The sequence below is a fragment of the Paenibacillus sp. FSL H3-0321 genome (genome assembly GCF_038002865.1).
Classification (GTDB): Bacteria; Bacillota; Bacilli; order Paenibacillales; family Paenibacillaceae; genus Paenibacillus_AQ.
In genome coordinates, this window is sequence record NZ_JBBODH010000001.1 from 2311247 (window position 1) to 2330717 (window position 19471).

At 51.6% G+C, this 19471-nt stretch carries 15 protein-coding genes; all 15 read right to left on the reverse strand.

Annotation, left to right across the window (positions count from 1 at the left end; genetic code table 11):
- Nucleotides 1–10 precede the first annotated feature (10 nt).
- The 15 genes from ftsA to MHI45_RS10315 all read right to left on the reverse strand — a co-directional run bounded on the left by ftsA (nt 11) and on the right by MHI45_RS10315 (nt 19424).
- Nucleotides 11–1273 carry a cell division protein FtsA gene (gene ftsA / locus MHI45_RS10245; RefSeq protein ID WP_038595357.1) on the reverse strand — a complete coding sequence of 421 codons (1263 nt, stop codon included), beginning with the start codon at nt 1271–1273 and terminating at the stop codon, nt 11–13.
- Nucleotides 1274–1617: 344 nt separating this feature from the next.
- On the reverse strand, nt 1618–2379 hold the full coding sequence (locus MHI45_RS10250; protein WP_340896971.1) for a cell division protein FtsQ/DivIB: 762 nt from the start codon (nt 2377–2379) through the stop codon (nt 1618–1620).
- Nucleotides 2380–2443: 64 nt separating this feature from the next.
- A complete protein-coding gene (murA, locus tag MHI45_RS10255; RefSeq protein WP_038595361.1) occupies nt 2444–3727 on the reverse strand; it encodes a UDP-N-acetylglucosamine 1-carboxyvinyltransferase in 1284 nt (427 codons plus the stop codon).
- A gap of 359 nt (nt 3728–4086) precedes the next feature.
- On the reverse strand, nt 4087–5202 hold the full coding sequence (gene murG, locus MHI45_RS10260; protein WP_038595362.1) for an undecaprenyldiphospho-muramoylpentapeptide beta-N-acetylglucosaminyltransferase: 1116 nt from the start codon (nt 5200–5202) through the stop codon (nt 4087–4089).
- A gap of 5 nt (nt 5203–5207) precedes the next feature.
- Nucleotides 5208–6305: a stage V sporulation protein E gene (gene spoVE, locus MHI45_RS10265; protein ID WP_341119041.1), complete on the reverse strand. Its 1098-nt coding sequence runs from the start codon at nt 6303–6305 to the stop codon at nt 5208–5210.
- 49 nt (nt 6306–6354) lie between these two features.
- Nucleotides 6355–7776, reverse strand: coding sequence for a UDP-N-acetylmuramoyl-L-alanine--D-glutamate ligase (murD, locus tag MHI45_RS10270; protein ID WP_340896968.1), 1422 nt, complete (start codon nt 7774–7776; stop codon nt 6355–6357).
- 3 nt (nt 7777–7779) lie between these two features.
- Nucleotides 7780–8745, reverse strand: a complete 966-nt coding sequence (mraY, locus tag MHI45_RS10275) for a phospho-N-acetylmuramoyl-pentapeptide-transferase (protein WP_340896967.1) — start codon at nt 8743–8745, stop codon at nt 7780–7782.
- 21 nt (nt 8746–8766) lie between these two features.
- Nucleotides 8767–10173: a UDP-N-acetylmuramoyl-tripeptide--D-alanyl-D-alanine ligase gene (locus tag MHI45_RS10280; RefSeq protein WP_340896966.1), complete on the reverse strand. Its 1407-nt coding sequence runs from the start codon at nt 10171–10173 to the stop codon at nt 8767–8769.
- Nucleotides 10170–11657: a UDP-N-acetylmuramoyl-L-alanyl-D-glutamate--2,6-diaminopimelate ligase gene (locus MHI45_RS10285; RefSeq protein ID WP_340896965.1), complete on the reverse strand. Its 1488-nt coding sequence runs from the start codon at nt 11655–11657 to the stop codon at nt 10170–10172. The genes MHI45_RS10280 and MHI45_RS10285 overlap by 4 nt, the downstream gene beginning before the upstream one ends.
- 31 nt (nt 11658–11688) lie before the next feature.
- On the reverse strand, nt 11689–13614 hold the full coding sequence (locus MHI45_RS10290; RefSeq protein WP_340896964.1) for a stage V sporulation protein D: 1926 nt from the start codon (nt 13612–13614) through the stop codon (nt 11689–11691).
- 176 nt (nt 13615–13790) lie between these two features.
- The gene (locus MHI45_RS10295; RefSeq protein ID WP_340896963.1) at nt 13791–16016 is read right to left on the reverse strand and encodes a penicillin-binding transpeptidase domain-containing protein; all 2226 of its coding nucleotides are present in this window, start codon (nt 16014–16016) and stop codon (nt 13791–13793) included.
- A 43-nt stretch (nt 16017–16059) separates the two neighbouring features.
- On the reverse strand, nt 16060–16455 hold the full coding sequence (locus MHI45_RS10300) for a hypothetical protein (protein ID WP_038595373.1): 396 nt from the start codon (nt 16453–16455) through the stop codon (nt 16060–16062).
- Nucleotides 16456–16479: 24 nt separating this feature from the next.
- The gene (rsmH, locus tag MHI45_RS10305; RefSeq protein WP_340896962.1) at nt 16480–17433 is read right to left on the reverse strand and encodes a 16S rRNA (cytosine(1402)-N(4))-methyltransferase RsmH; all 954 of its coding nucleotides are present in this window, start codon (nt 17431–17433) and stop codon (nt 16480–16482) included.
- A gap of 43 nt (nt 17434–17476) precedes the next feature.
- Nucleotides 17477–17914 (reverse strand): division/cell wall cluster transcriptional repressor MraZ, encoded by a 438-nt coding sequence (gene mraZ / locus MHI45_RS10310; protein ID WP_038595376.1) that lies wholly within the window; start codon nt 17912–17914, stop codon nt 17477–17479.
- 238 nt (nt 17915–18152) lie between these two features.
- Nucleotides 18153–19424: an adenosylhomocysteinase gene (locus MHI45_RS10315; RefSeq protein ID WP_076109040.1), complete on the reverse strand. Its 1272-nt coding sequence runs from the start codon at nt 19422–19424 to the stop codon at nt 18153–18155.
- Nucleotides 19425–19471: the final 47 nt, after the last annotated feature.

Sequence of the window (19471 nt, forward strand, 5' to 3'; positions counted from 1 at the left end):
GGACTTACACTTATATGAACTCGCTGAACATATTCTTTAGACGTTCCACCAAACCCGGCTTCGAAACGGCTTCCTGATTCGGAGCTGCATTCTGCTTGTTCCGGTTGACCGTCTTTTTATTCCCGCTGCTGCTGTTTCCGCGTCCGCGGAATCTGCGGACAACGTTATGCAGGATGCCTACCCCTCCGGTAAATCCGGGATCGCGGACTCCGATATAATCCGGCACCGCAACGCGCACAGAGGCTGATAGTTCAGTCTGGGCTGCTTTTAATACCCCCGGCATAGATACAGTGCCACCCGTTAGTATATAACCTCCGGGAAGCTCATTGTAACCAAGCCGCTTCACTTCCTGACGAATCAAATGGAAGATTTCCTGCACTCTCGGTTCAATGATCGCCGCAAGATCTTCCTGATTAAATTCTTTTTCCACATTGCTGCCGATCCGGAGCACCTTGAACACCACGTCAGAAGCGGCGTCGTCAATCCAGGCGCAGCCATACTTCAGCTTTACCTTCTCCGCCTGATCAGTAAGTGTACGGAGTCCGTATGCGATATCATTGGTTACAAATTCTCCGCCGATCGGGATCGTGGAGGTGGCACAAAGGGAACCTTCTTCATATACGGCTATCGTCGTTGAGCCCGCACCGATGTCAACCAGCACAGCACCCATTGATTTCTCATCTTTGGAAAGCGCCAATCCGCCGGCTCCAAGAGACATCAGTACAAGATCTTTGACTTTAAGTCCTGATTTCTCTACGCAGCGAAGCAGATTATGTATTGGCGTTTTGGCCCCGGTAATAATCGTCGCTTCCACTTCCAGACGAACTCCGATCATCCCGCGGGGATCCTGGATTCCTTCAAGGCCATCGACGATATATTGCTTGGCGACAACATCAATTACCTCGCGTTCAGGAGGCAGTGCAATAACTTCTGCTGCCTTGATTACACGATCGATATCATCTTCGCCGATTTCACGATCCTCATTCTGAACGGCCACGACACCATGACTGGATTGAAGCCCGATATGATTGCCGGAAATGCCGACATAGACCTCGGATATTTGTATACCGACCATTTGCTCCGCATGATCTACAGCACTCTTGATCGATTGCACAGTCTGGTCGATATCTACAATCGCACCTTTTCGTATTCCTTCCGAATCAGCAGATCCAACGCCAATAATATTAAAGGTTCCATTAGTAACTTCCCCAATAATTGCCCGAACTTTGGATGTACCGATGTCCAAACTAACAATGATGTCATTGTTGCTCAAGCCCTATGGCACCTCCTGTTATTATCAAAATGAAATGTAAAGCTGATTTAGTTTTTGATTTCCATTGAAGAAAAACTTCTCTGTACATATTCAACATCTCTAATCCTTTCCCTCTTTTTTCTACAAATTTTTTGAGTGGGATAATATTACAAGCATCTCGCATGAAGACAGTTGCTGCTAGAAACCTGAAAACAGGCATTTATTACATGAAATATAAGTGTAATAAAGAAATGTCATCCATATTTGATACTTCATTTCAAAAAATCCGAAGAAAAAAGAGGGACGTTGCCTATTGCCCGTAAAACCGATTGTAGCATTTTTTTCTTACTATTAGTAGGGCCTATTTACTCTTGCGTGTCCTCTTTCACATTCTCCTCTTTTACAGGTGCAAAAGGAACATAGGAATCCGCTTCAAGCATCTTGATCAGTCCGGGCTCCTCTGTCTCTATCACTTGATTTAAATACTCTACTTTATCCTTAAGCAAAGAAATTGCCGTAATGACTTCAAAATGCGAACGGGTATATAGCTTGATGCGGTCCGGAAAGGATAATGTTGGTGATGGCACAATCTCGGAAATGTCACTGGTCAGTTCATTCGGGATACTGGCGAGAGCCTGGCACAATTTGGCTTTATGGGGATCATCTTCCCCCCAGCTTGTCAAGATCGGCTTCTCCACCGCAATGCCCGTTTCATTCACGGAAACAGCAGCACCGCTGGATAGAATCGCCTCCAGTACGCCATCTTGATCCAATTCATAGGCAACTGCAGAGTACTCCTTAATACTGATGGTGACTAGACCGGGAAATTTCTTTTCCACACTGGCCTCCTGAACCGTCTTGAGCTCCTTAAGGCGATCGGCCACTGCGTCATTCGAGACGACAAAATACTGTCCTCCGAGGGCAAGTCCGCTTTTTTCAAGCAGCTCCTCACGGGTGGAATATTTGTTTCCCTGAAATTGAATCTCTGTAATCCGGCTCATTGACGAGCGGAAGAAAATCACGGCCAGCAGCGCAATAAACAGCAGCAGCAGAATGAAAGTAATCTTTCGGCTCATTTTTTTGGTAGGCTTGTCCTCTTTAAGAAGAGGTAAACGGGTTTTTGGCATCTCATATCTCCGTAATAAGGCCCTGTCTCCTTCCCACGCATGAAGCTGAAGGAGACAGGGAGCTTTAATTGGCCAAATCAAACGGACCCGGCACAGGTACTTTGCGGCTGATGCGTGCACCCAGCTTCTGAAAGAGCTGCTCAATGCCGTCATATCCGCGGTCAATATGATGCGCCTGCTCAACGACCGTGGTCCCATGAGCAGCGAGTCCGGCAATCACCAGGGCAGCTCCCGCCCGCAGGTCGGTAGCTTCCACCGTTGCTCCATACAGTCTCTGCACCCCGCGGATAAACGCACGGTTCAGATCAATGGAAATATCGGCGCCCATCCTGGCCATCTCCTCCACATGCTTGAAGCGTCCCTCGAACACCGTCTCTTTGATGACGCTGAATCCGTCGGCCAGCGACAGCAGCACCATTACCTGAGATTGGAGATCTGTGGGAAAGGAAGGGTAGGGAGAAGTAACGATTCGTTCCACCGCACGGGGACGTCCCATGCAACTGATATTAATTATATCATTGCATACGGTGATTTGAACACCAGCCCTCCTCAGCACATGGATCAGGGAGGTTAGATGCCCGGCATTGGTATGGGTCAATGTAACGTTGCCCCGCGTAGCGGCAGCGGCAATCATGACCGTTCCGGCGACAATCCTGTCGGGAATAACCTCGTACGTACAGGGATACAGCTTCTTTACACCTTGAATCGTAATGGTATCGGTACCGGCACCGATAATCTGGGCACCCATCTGATTCAGGAAATTCTGCAGATCCTGAATCTCCGGCTCTCTGGCCGCACCCGATATCGTTGTCGTTCCTTCTGCCATGGAAGCAGCCATCATAATGTTCTCCGTGGCTCCGACACTAGGATAATCAAGATGTATATCGCTTCCCTTAAGTCTTGCGGCCCGGCAGGAAATCCGTCCATTGCTCTCTTCAATTTCCGCCCCCAGCTGCTTCAACCCCTGCAGATGAAGATCAATCTTGCGCTCCCCGATCGCACAGCCTCCCGGCTGATAAATCGTCACCTCTCCAAATCTGGATAATAACGGTCCCATCAGAAAAATAGACGATCTCATCTGCCGCATTAAATCCTCAGGAACATGGGAAGTGCCCAGCATTGACGTGTCGATAGTCACCGTCTCGTCTTCATGCACGCCCCTGCAGCCCAGCCGTTCCAAAATATTCAGCATTGTTTCGATGTCCAGCAGCTTCGGCACATTATGCAGTGAGTGAACTCCTTCGGCCAGCAGGCTTGCCGCCAGGATCGGCAGCGCCGCATTTTTTGCTCCATGGATACGTATGGTGCCTGACAGGGGGTTTCCACCCTCAATCACCAATTTGTCCAATGTATCACCTCCGAGATTACCGCTCACCCACCACAAGCACTTCCCGTACAAGGAGCAATGAAATGTGCAGGATGGCCCTCCCGCTTTGTCATCTCATAAACCGGAAGTGCCCTGGGTGATTGTCACGATTATAGGATTATCCTATGTTCATAACCCCGGGTGTGTGACAGTGGAGGATAACAAGAAGATTAACCTACTAAGTACAGGTTCGGCACGGAGAATTGCTTTGCTGTTCACCAAGAAACTCACAACCTCTTAACTAGAGAAAAAGTGCGCGCTTCCCCGCCTAATTGCCTGTTCACGCAAGCGGGAAACAACATCGTCTTCAGTTATACATTACCCAACAACCTGCAGAAGAACTAGGCTTTACGGTTGGCCACGAGCCTGCGCAGCTCGGCCACGACCAGCGAGGCGGAATCTCTTTTGCCCAGACGTCTTGAGGCTTCCGACATGCTTCTCTGCACATCTTCTGCGCCAATAATCTTCTGTACAGCCGCCAGCAGGGTCTGGCCGTTCAGATCCTTCTCCAGCAACACAACCGCCGCACCTTCACGTTCCAATTGTCTAGCATTTGCTTCCTGATGATTATTCGTCACGTTGGGAGACGGAATAAGGACAGAGGGGATACCCAGTGCTGTAATTTCTGCAAGAAATGATGCGCCTGCCCGGTTCACAATCAGAGAAAGACAAGCCAGAACCTCAGGCATATTGTGAATATAGGGAAGGATATGCAGCCAGCTTGGCTCACTTCCCAGCTTTTGACGCAGGGCTTTCCGGGTCTCTTCGAAATAGGACTCGCCGGTAACATACACATAATGAACACCATTACCCTTACCCACATACGGGGCCATCTCAATCATCGCCTGATTGATGGCCTTAGCCCCCCCGCTGCCTCCGACAACCAGCACCACTGTACTGCCTTCAGGAATGCCCAGTGATGCGAAACCTCTTTGAGCGCTGGCAGTCGTTACGGTTGTTGCCCGGGGATTGCCTGTATAAATAACGTTTTTGCCTCCCGGAAAAGCCGATTCAGTCCCCTCAAAGCTAACGGCAACCGTGTCGGCATACCGGCTGAGGAAGCGGTTCGTAAGCCCGGGAATGGCATTCTGCTCATGAATCAAGGTCGGAATTCCAAGACGGGAGGCCGCATAAACGACCGGTCCGCAGACATAGCCTCCAGTGCCGATTACGACATCCGGTTTAAATTCCCTGAGCATTTCTTTGGAGGCTTTAACCCCCTTGAGGAAACGCATGACTGTCTTTACATTGTCCATGGAGAGCTTCCGGCGGAAGCCCGTAATATCAATCGCCTTGAATGGAATTTTCTCCTGGGGAACGATTTTGCTCTCCAGACCACGCTTGCCTCCGATATACAAAAAGGCAGAGCCCTTGTCTTCCTCTTCCAGCTGTCTGGCGACGGCGACGGCGGGATAAATATGTCCCCCCGTACCCCCGCCGCTTAATACGATACGCATGTCTCTCACCTCGCATAACGGGATAAATTCAGTAAAATACCGAGTGATGTAAGCATCAGGGTCAGCGACGAGCCTCCATAACTGATCAGCGGGAGCGTAATGCCCGTTACCGGCATCATGCCGATGACAACACCGATGTTGATGATGACCTGGACAGCCACCATACAGACGATGCCTACGGCCAGATAACTGCCGAAACGGTCAGGCAGGCTCATCGCTACCTTCATCCCGCGCCAGATCAGAATCAGAAACAGCAGCAGTACCGCCAGCCCCCCGATAAATCCGAGCTCCTCGGCCAATATAGAAAAAATAAAATCAGTCTGCGGCTCCGGCACGTAGCTGTACTTTTGCCGGCTCATGCCCAGTCCAAGACCGCCAAGGCCGCCTGGTCCAATCGCATACAGCGACTGGATAATCTGGTAACCGGCGCCGAGCGGATCCGACCAGGGATCCAGGAATGCTGTAATGCGCTGCAGGCGGTATGGCGCGGCAGCAACCAATCCGGCGAACCCGGCGATGCCGGCCACACCGAGTGACAGCAGATGCTTCATCCGGGCTCCTGCCGTGAACACCATCATCAGAGCCGCACCGAACATTACAGTGCCAGTGCCCAGATCCGGCTGCAGCATAATCAGCCCAAAAGCAGAACCAATCAGCGCCAGGGGAGGAAGCAGCCCGCGAGTGAAGACGGAGATATCATAGTCATCCTGTCCCAGCCATTTTGCCAGAAAAAGAATCATCCCCATCTTCATAAACTCGGAGGGTTGAATTCCGAAGGAACTGATGCCCAGCCAGCTCCGCGCACCGCCGCGCACAACCCCGATTCCGGGAATGAGCACCATCACGAGCAGAACGAAGCAGATGATCAGAGCAGGCTTCGCAAATTTTTTGAGCACCAGATAGTCCGTGTTGGCAGTAACAAACATTGCCCCGAGACCCAGTCCGGCAAACAGCAGCTGTCTTTTAACAAAATAAAACGAATCGCCATAATTGCGGAAGCCCAAAACGGACCCGGCGCTGTACACCATCACCATGCCGATTGCCAGTAGAGCCAGAATCGGAATCAGCAGCCAGATATCAGGCGCATGACGGGATTTCTTCATCAGGAGCACACCTCTTGCATCCGTAGTAGGGGCTTATCCACCCCCCTACTTAAAGGTTATGCACCGCCTCTTTAAAAATACGCCCGCGCTCCTCATACGAGGTAAACATATCCCAACTTGCACAGGCAGGAGACAGGAGAACAACATCTCCTTCTTCCGCAAGGGCGGAAGCCTCCCGGACAGCCTGCTGCAGCACGGCGGCGGCGCTCTCCCCATTATCGACGGAGATGATGTGCTTTACTCCTGCCATTTGCGCCACACTGGCCAGCTTGTCCTTTGTTTGCCCCAGGACCACCAGCCCCTTCACATTGCCGCTGAGGACAGGCAGAAGCTCCATATAATCGGACCCGCGGTCGAGTCCCCCGGCGATCAATACAATCGGCTCGCGGAACGAAGCCAATGCCATGGAGGTGGCTTTGGAGTTTGTTGCTTTGGAGTTGTTGTAGTAAGAGGCTCCAGCCTTATCCGCCACATATTCCAGACGGTGCTCCACCCCGCGGAAAGAAGCCAGCACAGCACCAAGACCCTCCGGAGCTGCTCCGGCAGCGATGGCGATTCCGCAGGCAGCCAAGGCATTCTCAACGTTGAACCGCCCCGGCAGGCCAATGGAATCCACCGTGGCAATCTCCGTCTCGCTCTCCGAATAATCACGATAAATGATTACCCGATTGTGGTCATCTTCGGTATCCGGCACAAAAGAGGGACGGACAAAGATGCCCTGAACCAGCTCCTCCGTCATGGAGAAAGGCAATAGGCTGCCTTTGATGTAAGGAACCAGGCCCCGGCAAACCGGATCATCCCAGTTCAGCACAGCCGTGTCAGAAGGTCCCTGGTTAGCAAACAGCTTCGCTTTGGAAGCCACATAATCGTCCATGTCGCCATGATAATCCAGATGGGTTTCGGCTACATTCAGCAGAGCACCCACCTTGGGACGGAAGGTCTCCGTCCCCTTAAGCTGGAAGCTGCTTAGTTCGACAACCATCCAGTTGTCCTCATCCGCCTCCAGAGCGGCCTGAGAGAGCGGCGTACCGATGTTGCCGGCAACAATCGGCTTCATCCCTGCGGCCTCCAGCATGCGGCCTACCCAGGTCGTAGTCGTTGTCTTTCCGTTGGAGCCGGTTATACCGATCATGGGGGCGGCACAGAGCCGGTAAGCCACCTCCACCTCGGTCACAACCTCGATGCCTAGCTGCAGCGCCTGCTGCACTGGAGGAACAGTGTAGGGGATGCCCGGATTTTTGACCACCAGGCTGACACCTGGATGAATCAGTCCTTCCGGATGTCCGCCGCATATAACAGAAATTCCCAAAGATTCCAGTTCGGAAGCTTCGGGACTTTGATCTCTTTCCTTTTTATCGTTGACCGTAACTACCGCACCGCGCTCATGCAGCACTTTGGCCACCTGGACCCCGCTTTTAGCCAGCCCCAGGACGACCACCTCTTCCCCTCGGTACATATCCGGATGTTTCATTCTTTACAACCCCTTGCTGATATATAGTCCTACTGCCGCCAGCACAAGGCTAACCGCCCAGAAGGAGACAACAACCCGCCATTCCGACCAGCCGCCGAGCTCAAAGTGATGGTGGATCGGGCTCATTCTGAAAATGCGCTTGCCGCGCGTTTTAAAGGAGGCTACCTGCAAAATAACAGACAGCATCTCAACCACAAAAACTCCGCCAATCACAACAAACAGCAGCTCGGTTTTGGTCACAATCGCAATCGCCCCGATCGCACCGCCAATTCCGAAGGAACCGAAATCTCCCATAAATACTTTTGCCGGATGGGCATTAAATACCAGAAAACCTAATACCGCCCCGATCATCGCTGCTGCGCAGACACCGGCAGCAATCGAGGTAGCCTGCATGGCCACTACGGCAAAGGCGGCAAGCGCGATCGCGCTGACACCCGACAACAATCCGTCTACTCCGTCAGTAAAGTTTACTGCATTCGTGACCGCCATCATCATGAGGATAATAAATGGATAGTAGAACCATGCGCCCCAATCGAAGCTGATGGAGGTTCCCGGTATGCTGATGCCTGTGTTATGGCCGGAGTTAATCAACAGAACGCATAACACCACCCCGATCAGCAGTTGACCTGCCAGCTTTTGTCGGGCTGTAAGTCCCAGCGAACGCTTGAAAGCAATTTTAATATAATCATCAAGGAAACCAATCAGCCCGTAACCGAGCGTTGCTACCAAAAGGACATAAAAGTCCGAATTCACCACGGAAAATTTCAGAAAAGATAAAGTGAAGGCCACCATAATAATGATACCGCCCATGGTAGGCGTTCCAGCTTTTTTCAAATGAGTTTGCGGTCCGTCATCACGAACCTGCTGTCCGAATTTCATCCGTCTCAGCAGCGGAATGATCAGCGGAGCGGCAATGACCGCAAGGATAAAGGACACAGCAATCGTCAGCAGCAGCAGTTGATAATCCATGGGTACACCCCCTCCAATATGTTAAGTTTGCTCAAAATGTTTGTTTAGGCTCTGCAGTACTTCTTCCAAGCGCATCCCTCTGGAAGCCTTGAACAGCACAACATCGTCAGGACTGCATTTCCCGATCAAGACGGAAGTCAGCTCCGCTTTGTCGGTAAAAGAAAAGACGCGTTCTGCTCCGAATTTGTCCCTTGCCGTCTCAGCAATGTGGGCGGAGAGTGGTCCATACGCAAAGACCAGATCCGTTTCCTCAGGATCGAGATAAGTCCCGATCTCCTGGTGGAACCGAACTTCATCCGGCCCAAGTTCCAGCATGTCCCCCAGCACAGCGATTCGGCTGCCAGTGCATTTCATAGACTGCAGCACATCAATCGCTGCTTTCATCGAGGTAGGACTGGCGTTATAAGCATCATTCAGCAAGGTAAGCCCCGAAGAGGTCAGCATCACTTCAATCCGCATGCCGGTCAGCTTAAGCCTCTTCAGTCCATCCTCTATGCGGTCATCAGTTACGCCGAAATGACGTGCAACCGCAAGCGCGGCCAATGCGTTGACTACATTATGCCTGCCCGGCAGCGGGAGCGTATAGGCACGCTCCTTGTGGAGGTAACTCGTAAAGGTCATACCTCCGCTGTGCGTCATCATCCCGGTCGGATAATCATCGTTATCCGTAGAGATGCCGAAACGCAAGGTTTGCATTCCCTCGGGCGCATGGAAGGAGGCTTCAGCCATAACCTCAGCTAGCAGCGGCTCATCCCCGTTATAGATCAGCAGACCTCCCGGCTTCAGTCCTTCGGCAATCTCCAGCTTGGCCCGGGCAATCTCCTTGCGGGAACCGAGCTGCAGCAAATGGGATTCACCTACATTCGTGATGACGGCCACATCAGGCGCAGCGAGCGAAGCGAGCAGGGCGATTTCGCCCCTTGAGCTCATCCCCATCTCCAACACGGCGATCTCCACATCCTCGCGCATAGAAAGGACCGTAAGCGGCAGTCCGATATGGTTATTGAAATTGCCTTGAGTTTTATGAACCTTAAATTGTCCTTCAAGCAAGGCTGTAATCATATCCTTGGTAGTCGTTTTGCCGTTGCTGCCTGTAACCGCAACAACCTGCGGAGCAATTTCGCTCAAATAAGCAGCAGCCAGCTTCTGCAGTGCAGACAGCGTGTCTTCTACCAGAATAACCCCGCCGCCTTCAGGCGCAGTCCCCTTATCCTTCTGCCATAGCGTTGCGGCCGCTCCCGCAGCCAAAGCTGCGGCACCATAATGATGTCCGTCAAAGTTGTCTCCGGCAAGCGGAACGAACAGACAGTCAGACGTAATTTTGCGGGAATCGGTAACTACTCCGGCAATCTTCACATTCATATCTTCAGCGGAAAACACTTCTCCCCCGCACATGTCAGCGATATTTCGCAGCGTTCTTGTAATCAATAGCTTCGGCCCCTTATCACTTCTTTGGCGACAATGCGGTCATCGAAATCATGAACCACTCCGCCGATCAACTGGTAGGTCTCATGACCTTTCCCCGCAATCAATACTACATCGCCGGGGCTTGCCATTTCAATAGCTTTTCTGATCGCTTCCCGCCGGTCGGGAACCATTTCATAACGTTCCTGCGCTACCCCATCCTCTTTCAGTCCCGCTTCAATATCCCGCAGAATCAGCAGCGGATCTTCAGTCCGTGGGTTGTCAGAGGTCACAAATACGTTGTCGCTGTATTTGGCTGCGATCTTCCCCATCAACGGCCGTTTAGTGGTATCTCTATCGCCGCCGCAGCCAAAGACGGTAAGCACTTTGCCGGTTGCAAATTCGCTGACTGCCTTCAACACATTTTCAAGGCCATCCGGTGTATGGGCATAGTCAACGATAACCGCAAAGTCCTGCCCCTCATCCACCGACTCCACCCGTCCGTCCACACCTGGCACAGACTCTAAGCTGGCTTTGATCTCTTGAAGCGGCACATCTTCTAGAAGAGCGGCAGTGATAGCGGCAAGTGCATTATATACGTTAAACTTGCCGACCATGCGCAGAGAAATGTCTGCCTCACCCTTAAACGTATCCACATGGAAAAATGTTCCTTTGGATGTGATCGAAATTTGTGAGGCTCGGACATTTGCCTTGCTGTCGATGCCATATGTAATCACTTCCGCTGCAGTCTGGGCAGAAAAATAAGCGCTCGCCTCATCGTCCGCGTTAAGTACGGCATATTTGCGCTCTTCTTTCCAGGGAGAAATAGCGTTGCCGAGACGGGAGAAGAACAGGCCTTTAACGGCGCGATACTCTTCCATTGTATGATGATAATCGAGATGATCCTGGGTTAAATTCGTAAATATTGCTGTGCGGTAATCCGTCCCCTTCACGCGTCCTTGCTGCAGCGCATGGGAGGATACCTCCATCACGCAGCAATGTACACCTTTAAGCACCATATCTTGAAGCGTACGCTGCAGTTCAAGCGACTCCTGCGTGGTGCCTGACATCGGATAACTTTGTCCGTCATACCGCATTTGAATGGTTCCGATCAGTCCCGTTTTTACACCATGGTCCTGCATGATCCGTTCAATCAGATAAGTGGTGGTAGTTTTGCCGTTGGTGCCAGTGATCCCTATCATTCTCATGCGGCTGCTAGGCGATCCGAAGAAGACATTTGCCAGCACGGACATAGCAAACCTGCTGTCATCCACTACGAGCTGGGGCAGATCAATATCCAGCCGCCGCTCGCAGACGATGGCAGCGGCTCCACTCGCGGCAGCCTGCGGGGCAAATTTATGCCCATCCACAGTATGTCCCGGCAAACAAATAAATAAATCACCCGGTTTCACCTGGCGGGAATCCGTCTGAAGATCGGAAATCTCTGTGTCACCATCGCCGTATAGGCGCGAAGCTGCAAGACAAGAAGATAGTTCATTAATGTTCATAGCAATCCCTCACTCTGCTTTGTCATTCTTATCATTCACCGGAAGACCCCATATAAATCCTGATTGTCGAGCCTTGTTCGACTCTAGCTCCCGCTTTGGGGGCCTGATTGACTACGGTATTGCCTGAGCCTGAACGCACGAGCGTAAAATTCATATTGAGATCTTCATAAATATCTTGAACTGTGGCGCCTGTCAGATCGGGAACCGTCACAATCGGAGTCTCCCCGTACTTATAGGTTTTGGGAAGCTGGTCTTTACGCTCCGGCACCTTCAAATAACGCAGAGAGTCCTCAAGAATGTTCTGTACGATCGGAGCCGCCACCACGCCCCCAAACTGTATGCCCTGTGGATTATCCACCGCAGTGTACACAACAATCTGCGGGTCATCCGCAGGCGCAAAGCCTACAAAAGATACGATATGCTCCGTAGGAGAATATCGGCCATTGATTACTTTCTGTGCCGTCCCTGTCTTGCCCCCCACACGGTAGCCGTCAATAAATGCCGGCCTCCCGGTGCCTTTGGCAACTACGCTCTCAAGGGCAGCCCGCACCTTCTTCGAGGTTTCCTCGGAAATAACCTGCCGCACTTCTTGCGGCTTCACTTCCGATACCGTCTCACCTGTATCCGGATTAATCCATGCCTTGGCAACATGAGGCGTGTACAGCTTACCGCCGTTTATTGCCGCAGACACTGCCGCAATCTGCTGAATCGGTGTAACCGACACCCCTTGGCCAAAGGCTGTTGTAGCGAGTTCCACCGGCCCCACCTGCGAAGGCTTGAACAGGATGCCGCTTGCCTCCCCGTTCAAATCGATCCCCGTCTTCGTGCCAAAGCCGAAATCACGGATATATTTGAACAAGGTATCTTTGCCAAGACGCTGGCCCATCACGACAAAACCCGGGTTGCAGGAATTCTCCACCACTTCCAGAAAGGTTTGGCTGCCATGGCCGCCTTTTTTCCAGCAGCGCAGCTTCGCCCCGCCGACCTCAATAAAACCGGGGTCAAAAAAATGCTCATGCTGCAAATCCACCTTCCCCTCCTGCAGCGCCGCAGCCAGGGTAATAATCTTGAATGTCGAACCCGGTTCATACGTCATCCATATCGGCAGATTACGGTTATACACTGCCGCATCGTATTCCTTGTAAGCGCCCGGCTCATAACCCGGCCGGCTCGCCATTGCCAGAATCTCGCCATTCTTCGGATTCATGGCAATAGCCCAGCTGCCCTGAGCTTGATATTTCACCATTGCCTGATCCAGCTCACGTTCCATAATGGACTGGATCTGCTTGTCAATGGTCAACTGCAGACTCAGTCCCTCCTGGGGTTCGAAATACTTCTCAGAGGAGCCAGGCATTAACCGGCCGCCTGCATCAGACAAATAGGATATTTTCCCGTCAATTCCCCGCAGCAGTTTATCGTAAATATTCTCAACGCCGGTGATGCCTTGATTATCAATTCCCGTAAACCCAAGAATATGGGCCGCCAAATCCCCGTAAGGATAATAACGTTTGTTGTCCTCAGCGACAACGATGCCCGGCAGCTGCAAATCACGGATGCTTGCGGCAAGCTCCATCGTAATTTTGCGGCCGCCGGGCTGTAACTTCACCGAAGACTTCCCTTTAGACAGCAGCGTCACTAGCTTCACCTCAGTCATGCCGAGTAGTGGAGCCAGCTGTTGTGCTGTTCCTTGCTTATCCTTCACCTGCACAGGAACCGCATAAATCGTAGGCGAGCTGACATTATAGGCCAGTGACGTCCCTTCACGGTCCAATATTTCACCGCGTTTTGCAGTAAAAGGTATGTCACGGCGCAGCAAATTTTCCGCCTTGGCGCTGAGTTCTTCGCCTTTGGACAACTGCACATAGGCAAGACGCACGGCCAGAGAGCCGAACAATACGGCCAATCCCAGCAGCGTCCACAGCATTCTCTGCCGAGTTACGACTTTCGAAACCTTCATTCCGTTCTCCCCGCTTTCGCTCGTATAGACATGATCTCTTATCACATGACTATTCGGGACAAACAGGGCTTAGAACAGCCTGTACGATTGCCGCTCGTAAGCTAATCGGGCTAACACGGTTTTACCGCTGCCGGAACGGCTTCGGTTCACTTCTTTAAATAGCCTGAGATTCCCGGCTACTCTTCCGCTGCATCCTCCGCAGGTACCGTAACCGGGATATCCTCACCGTATTCATTGATCGGATTGAGCTTCAGAGTAACCAGCGGCTTGCCATTTTTGATGCCTTCCGTTTGCTCGGAGACATACCCTTCGCCATCCACTGCAATGCCAATCTTCAGAAGATTGAGAATTTCCAATGCATCCCGCAGGGATTGCCCGCGCAAATCCGGAATGGTCTGTTTCTCCCCCTGCTGAGTTAACAGGTAAATGCGCTGTCCTGTTGCAAGCACAGTTCCTTTCTCTGGGTACTGGCTGACCACAGTAGCTCCTTGACCCACCGTTTCAAAATCATATCCCCCATTGATAAGCAGCTCTCTGGCTGCCTTCACGGTTTTGCTGGTCAGATCAGGTGCCTTGCGCTGTACAGAGGCTTGCGCCTTGACCGTTTTCTTGCCGCTGTCCGTATCGCTCGCGTCACCCGTTTTGGGCACGCCCATATAGGGCAGAGCCTGGGATACGATCTCCTTGAACACCGGGCCCGCCGCGACACCGCCGCCGGCAGCGTCAGCAGGCTCGTCAATGATGACATAGACCGCGATCTTCGGATCATTGACCGGTGCGTATCCGAGAAAGGAAGAGCGCACCTTGTCCCGGTCATAACCACCCTTGCCGTCTGGCTTGATCGCCGTCCCGGTCTTGCCCGCCACACGGTAGCCCTCAATGTAGGCATATCTCCCGGTCCCATGCTGCAAATCCGCAACAACCTGCTCCAGATAGCTTCCGGTCTCGCGTGCGCTTTCCTTCGAGATGACCTGACGCACAACCTCAGGCTGGGTGACCGTTGTCTTCCCGGTATTCGGATCGGTAATTTCCTTGACGACATGCGGTACCATCAGCTTGCCGCCGTTCGCAATCGCTGCCACCGCCGTAAGCTGTTGGATCGGAGTAACTTCCAATTTCCCGTGACCGTAAGAAAGTGTAGCATTTTCCGACACATTATTCGGGTCGGGGTTAACACGCCCGATGATTTCTCCCGGAAGGTCGATACCTGTTTTATCTTTGAAACCAAAATCAGTGATATATTGCAGCAGCCTTTCCTTTCCAAGCATTTCATAGCCTAGCTTAACAAAAGCTACGTTGCTGGAACGTTTAACCCCTTCAAGGTAAGTGATTTCACCCCATCCTACTCTGTTGATATCAGGAATAGGCTTGCGCAAACCCTTGAGTTTGATTTGGCCGGACATGAAATAGGCATTCGGATCAAAGAGGTTTTCCTCCACCGCACCGGCCAGCGTTACAACCTTGAACGTCGAGCCCGGCTCAAATCTCGACATGATGGCGTGGTTATAGAAGTCCCCCGGTTTCGTTTCCGAATTCCAGAATTCATTGGGATTGAAGGTAGGCAAATTGGCCAGGCCCAGAATCTCCATCGTGTTCGGGTCGGCGGCAATCACACTTATGGACTTTGGTTTGTACAGCTCATAAGCCTTTTTCATCGCTTCTTCGATGTAATACTGAATTGTGCTGTCGATGGTCAGCTTGAAATCACTGCCGTTCACGACAGGCTGAAAAGTATCCTGTGAGTCAGGCAGCTTAAATCCTTTGCCGTCACTCTGGTAATTGAGCTTGCCGTCGACGCCTTTAAGCTGCTTGTCGAAATATTTCTCCAGCCCCGCTATGGCAATGCCGTCTCTGTCGGTATAACCCAAAATATGCGCGGCAAGTGTTTTCTTGGGATAATAACGCCTCTGCTCCCTGACCGTGCCGACGCCGGTTTCAAGAATATCATGCTCCTTGCGGAGCTTTTTGATAAAAGCGTCCACTTTGTCCTTCATTTCCTGATCGATTTTCCAGCCTTCGGTGCGGACCTCGCGATTCTTGAGAAGATTGCCTTTATCATCCTTGGCCTCAACCAGTATCTTCAACTGATCCACCGGCTTGTTCAGCAGGTCATGCAGACCCTGAATAACTTCTTCCCCGATCTTCAGCTCAGCAATGACTGCAGGGTCCACCACAACGGTATACGCCGGGACATCACTTGCCAGAACAATGCCGTTGCGGTCCTCAATCGTTCCCCGCACCGCTTTAATAACCGATTCATGGGCCCACTGCTTGGCCGCCTTTTCCTGCCAGGACTCGCTTTGCAGAACCTGTATCCAGAACACCCTGGCGACTAAAACAAGAAAAAAGAGGGTAATACACCCTCCTATAAACAGCGTGCGAAGTTTTATTCTTTTTAACATAAGGAAACCTCACAAACTCTATTATTGCGACTTCTGCCAATCGCTATTGGTTATCTCCGTCAGTTGAAGTACTGCCCACCGGCACATAAATAGTGGTATCCTCAGGCGGCTGCACGTATCCCAGCTTTTTTGCCTTCTCGATTACCAGCTGCTCTAAATTCTGCTTCTCCATCTGATAGGTGGCAATCTGCTTTTTGTTGTTTGCAATTTCGCTGTCCAGCTTCTGAGCCTGCAAATTCAAATCATAAATGTGGACGTAACGCCAAATCAGGGCGACAGCCACCAGCACGAATGCTCCCAGTGTCAGCATATACATCAGCTTCTCCTGCAGTGGAATCACCATCCGCCTAGTGACAACTTTTGTCTTCTCGCGGTAAAGCGGGTTTACCTCTTCTTTTCTCTTGGGTTGAACTGCTAAATTGCCGCGGGTATAGGCCATCTCTGACTCTCCTTTATCGTCTTTTTACAATTTCTCTGCAATACGCAGTTTCGCTGAACGGGCGCGCGGGTTAAGCTCCAGCTCTTCCTCGGAAGGAACGAGCGGCTTGCGGTTAATTAACTTGAGAGTGCCTTCAGCGCCGCATACGCAAAAAGGAAAGTCAGGCGGGCAAGTGCATCTGCTTAAATAGCTGCTGAAGATTTGCTTGCAAATCCGGTCCTCCAGAGAATGGAAGGTAATTACTGATACCCTTCCTCCGGGTGCCAGGCAGCGCACTGCTCCATGAAGTCCTTCCTCGAAAGCGCCAAGCTCGTCGTTCACGGCGATTCTCAGACCCTGAAAACTGCGTTTGGCGGGATGTCCACCCGTCCTGCGCGCAGCTGCAGGGATGCCTTCCTTAATCAGCTCAGCCAATTCGCCTGTACTTTCTACCGGCCGTTCCTCTCTTCGCTCCACAATTTTGCGGGCGATCCGCCGCGAGAACTTCTCTTCTCCGTATTGGAAAAGCACGCGGGCGATTTCCTGCTCGCTCCATGTATTGACGATTTCGGCTGCAGTCAGCTCTGCGGACTGGTCCATCCGCATATCAAGCGGAGCATCGTGATTATAGCTGAACCCCCGTTCCCCTTCATCGAACTGGGGTGAGGATACGCCAAGATCAAACAGGATTCCGTCGACCTGGGGAACGCCATCTTTTTGCGGCACAAAAGGAAGCTCCTTCAGCACCTGCTCAAGATCGCGGAAGTTGGTCTTAACCAGAACAACCTTCTCCCCGTATTCAGCCATCTTCTCCCTCGCATTGTTCAAAGCCCACTCATCCTGATCCAGACAGATCAGCCGGCCTTCGCCGCTAAGCTTGGATGCGATAAGAGAACTGTGTCCGGCTCCTCCGAGCGTACAGTCAACGTAAATCCCATCCTTCTTGATGTGCAGCCCTTCTGTCGCTTCTTCCTTAAGCACCGTGATGTGGTGAAACAAGCTGCATCCCTCCAGGGCAGTATTCGAATTGTGTTTGTGTATGTTATAGATCAAAATTGAAATCCACCAATTTTTCGGCAATCTCGTTGAACGATTCCTCTGACTGTTCGAAGTACTGCTCCCATAGCTCCTTGTTCCAGATCTCCACCCGGTTCGAAACGCCCAGAATAACACAGTCCTTGTCCAGCTTGGCATATTGCCGCAGATTCCCCGGCAGATTCACCCTGCCTTGCTTGTCCCATACACATTCTGTCGCTCCTGAGAAAAAAAAGCGGCTGAAGGCACGGGCATCCGATTTCATCAGTGAAAGGCTTTTGAGCTTTTGCTCCATGATTCCCCATTCTTCCATGGGATAAACAAACAGGCAGGAGTCGAGGCCGCGGGTCGCTACGAAAGAGGTTCCGAGCAATTCACGGAACTTGGCCGGAATAATGATACGGCCCTTGTCGTCAATGCTATGCTGGAATTCCCCCATAAACATAGTTTTACCCACCCCTTGCTACCGATTCCCCACTTTACCCCACTTTACACCACCTAAGCATAATAGATTCGCCATTAAAAATCAAAAACCTTTTTCCGCAGCAAGGTAATTTTTTCTTGTTTGTCAAGTCATCCCCTCCACAGGCACCTGACTCCATGCATTCATCCATCCGGATCAAAAAAAGAAGCCCGCACCATATACATGGCAACGGGCCTATCGATAAAGGATAAAATACCGCTTAGTCGTTCAAATTCCAGCTGTCCAGATATTCCACCTGCGCTGGAGTCAGGCTGTCGATAGCAATTCCCAGACTTTCGAGCTTGTAGCGTGCCACCTGCTCATCCAGGTCATAAGGAACATTCTCCACTTTGACACCGATGCTCTTGTAATTATCATTCACATATTTAAGCGACAACGCCTGCAAAGCGAAAGTTGTATCCATTATTTCCGCCGGATGCCCATCGGCCGCACCCAGATTGACCAGCCGGCCTTCAGCCAGCAGATACAGCTTGCGTCCGTCCTTCAACTGGTATTCCTCGATATTTTTACGCACAGTGCGCTGGGATACCGATCGTTCCGCAAGTTCCGGTTTATTCACTTCCACATCAAAATGTCCGGCATTGCACATAATTGCGCCGTCCTTCATAACATCATAATGCTCGCCGCGGATGACATACCGGTTGCCGGTAACCGTAACGAAGAAATCACCGCGTTTGGCCGCTTCCAGCATCGGCATCACATGAAATCCGTCCATATGCGCTTCCACTGCCTTGATTGCATCCACTTCAGTGACGATTACGTTAGCGCCCAAGCCTTTAGCCCTCATGGCTACCCCTTTGCCGCACCAGCCGTAACCGACTACAACCACGGTTTTGCCTGCTACAATCAGGTTGGTTGTACGGACGATCCCGTCCCATGCCGACTGGCCCGTACCATAACGGTTATCAAACAAATATTTGCAATACGCATCATTGACGGCAACCATCGGGAACTTCAGGATGCCCTGCTTCTGCAGTGCCTTCAGCCGAATGATCCCTGTAGTGGTTTCCTCAGCACCGCCGCGGATATTCTCCATCAGGTCGGGACGTTCCGAATGCAGCAGGGTCGCAAAATCTCCTCCGTCATCGATGATCAGATCCGGCTTACTCTCCAGAGCCTTGATATTCAGTGCCTTAAACTCCTCCGGTGAGGGATTATATTTGGCGAACACTGTAATGCCGTCTTCGACAAGCGCCGCGCAGACATCGTCCTGGGTCGACAGCGGATTTGATCCGGTTATTGTAACTTCAGCACCGCCCGCCTTGACTACCTTCGCAAGATAAGCCGTCTTTGCTTCCAGATGCAGCGTAATCGACACCTTCAGCCCTTTGAAAGGCTGTTCAGCTTCGAACTGCTCGCGGATGCGGTTCAGCACCGGCATATGCTGGCGGACCCAGTCGATTTTCAGATGCCCTTCATGCGCTAGCGACATGTCCGCGACAATACTATTTTCTTTCGACATTGAACTCATTTATGAAACCTCCTAAAAGTTTTGTAAACATAGACTTCCTTGAACTA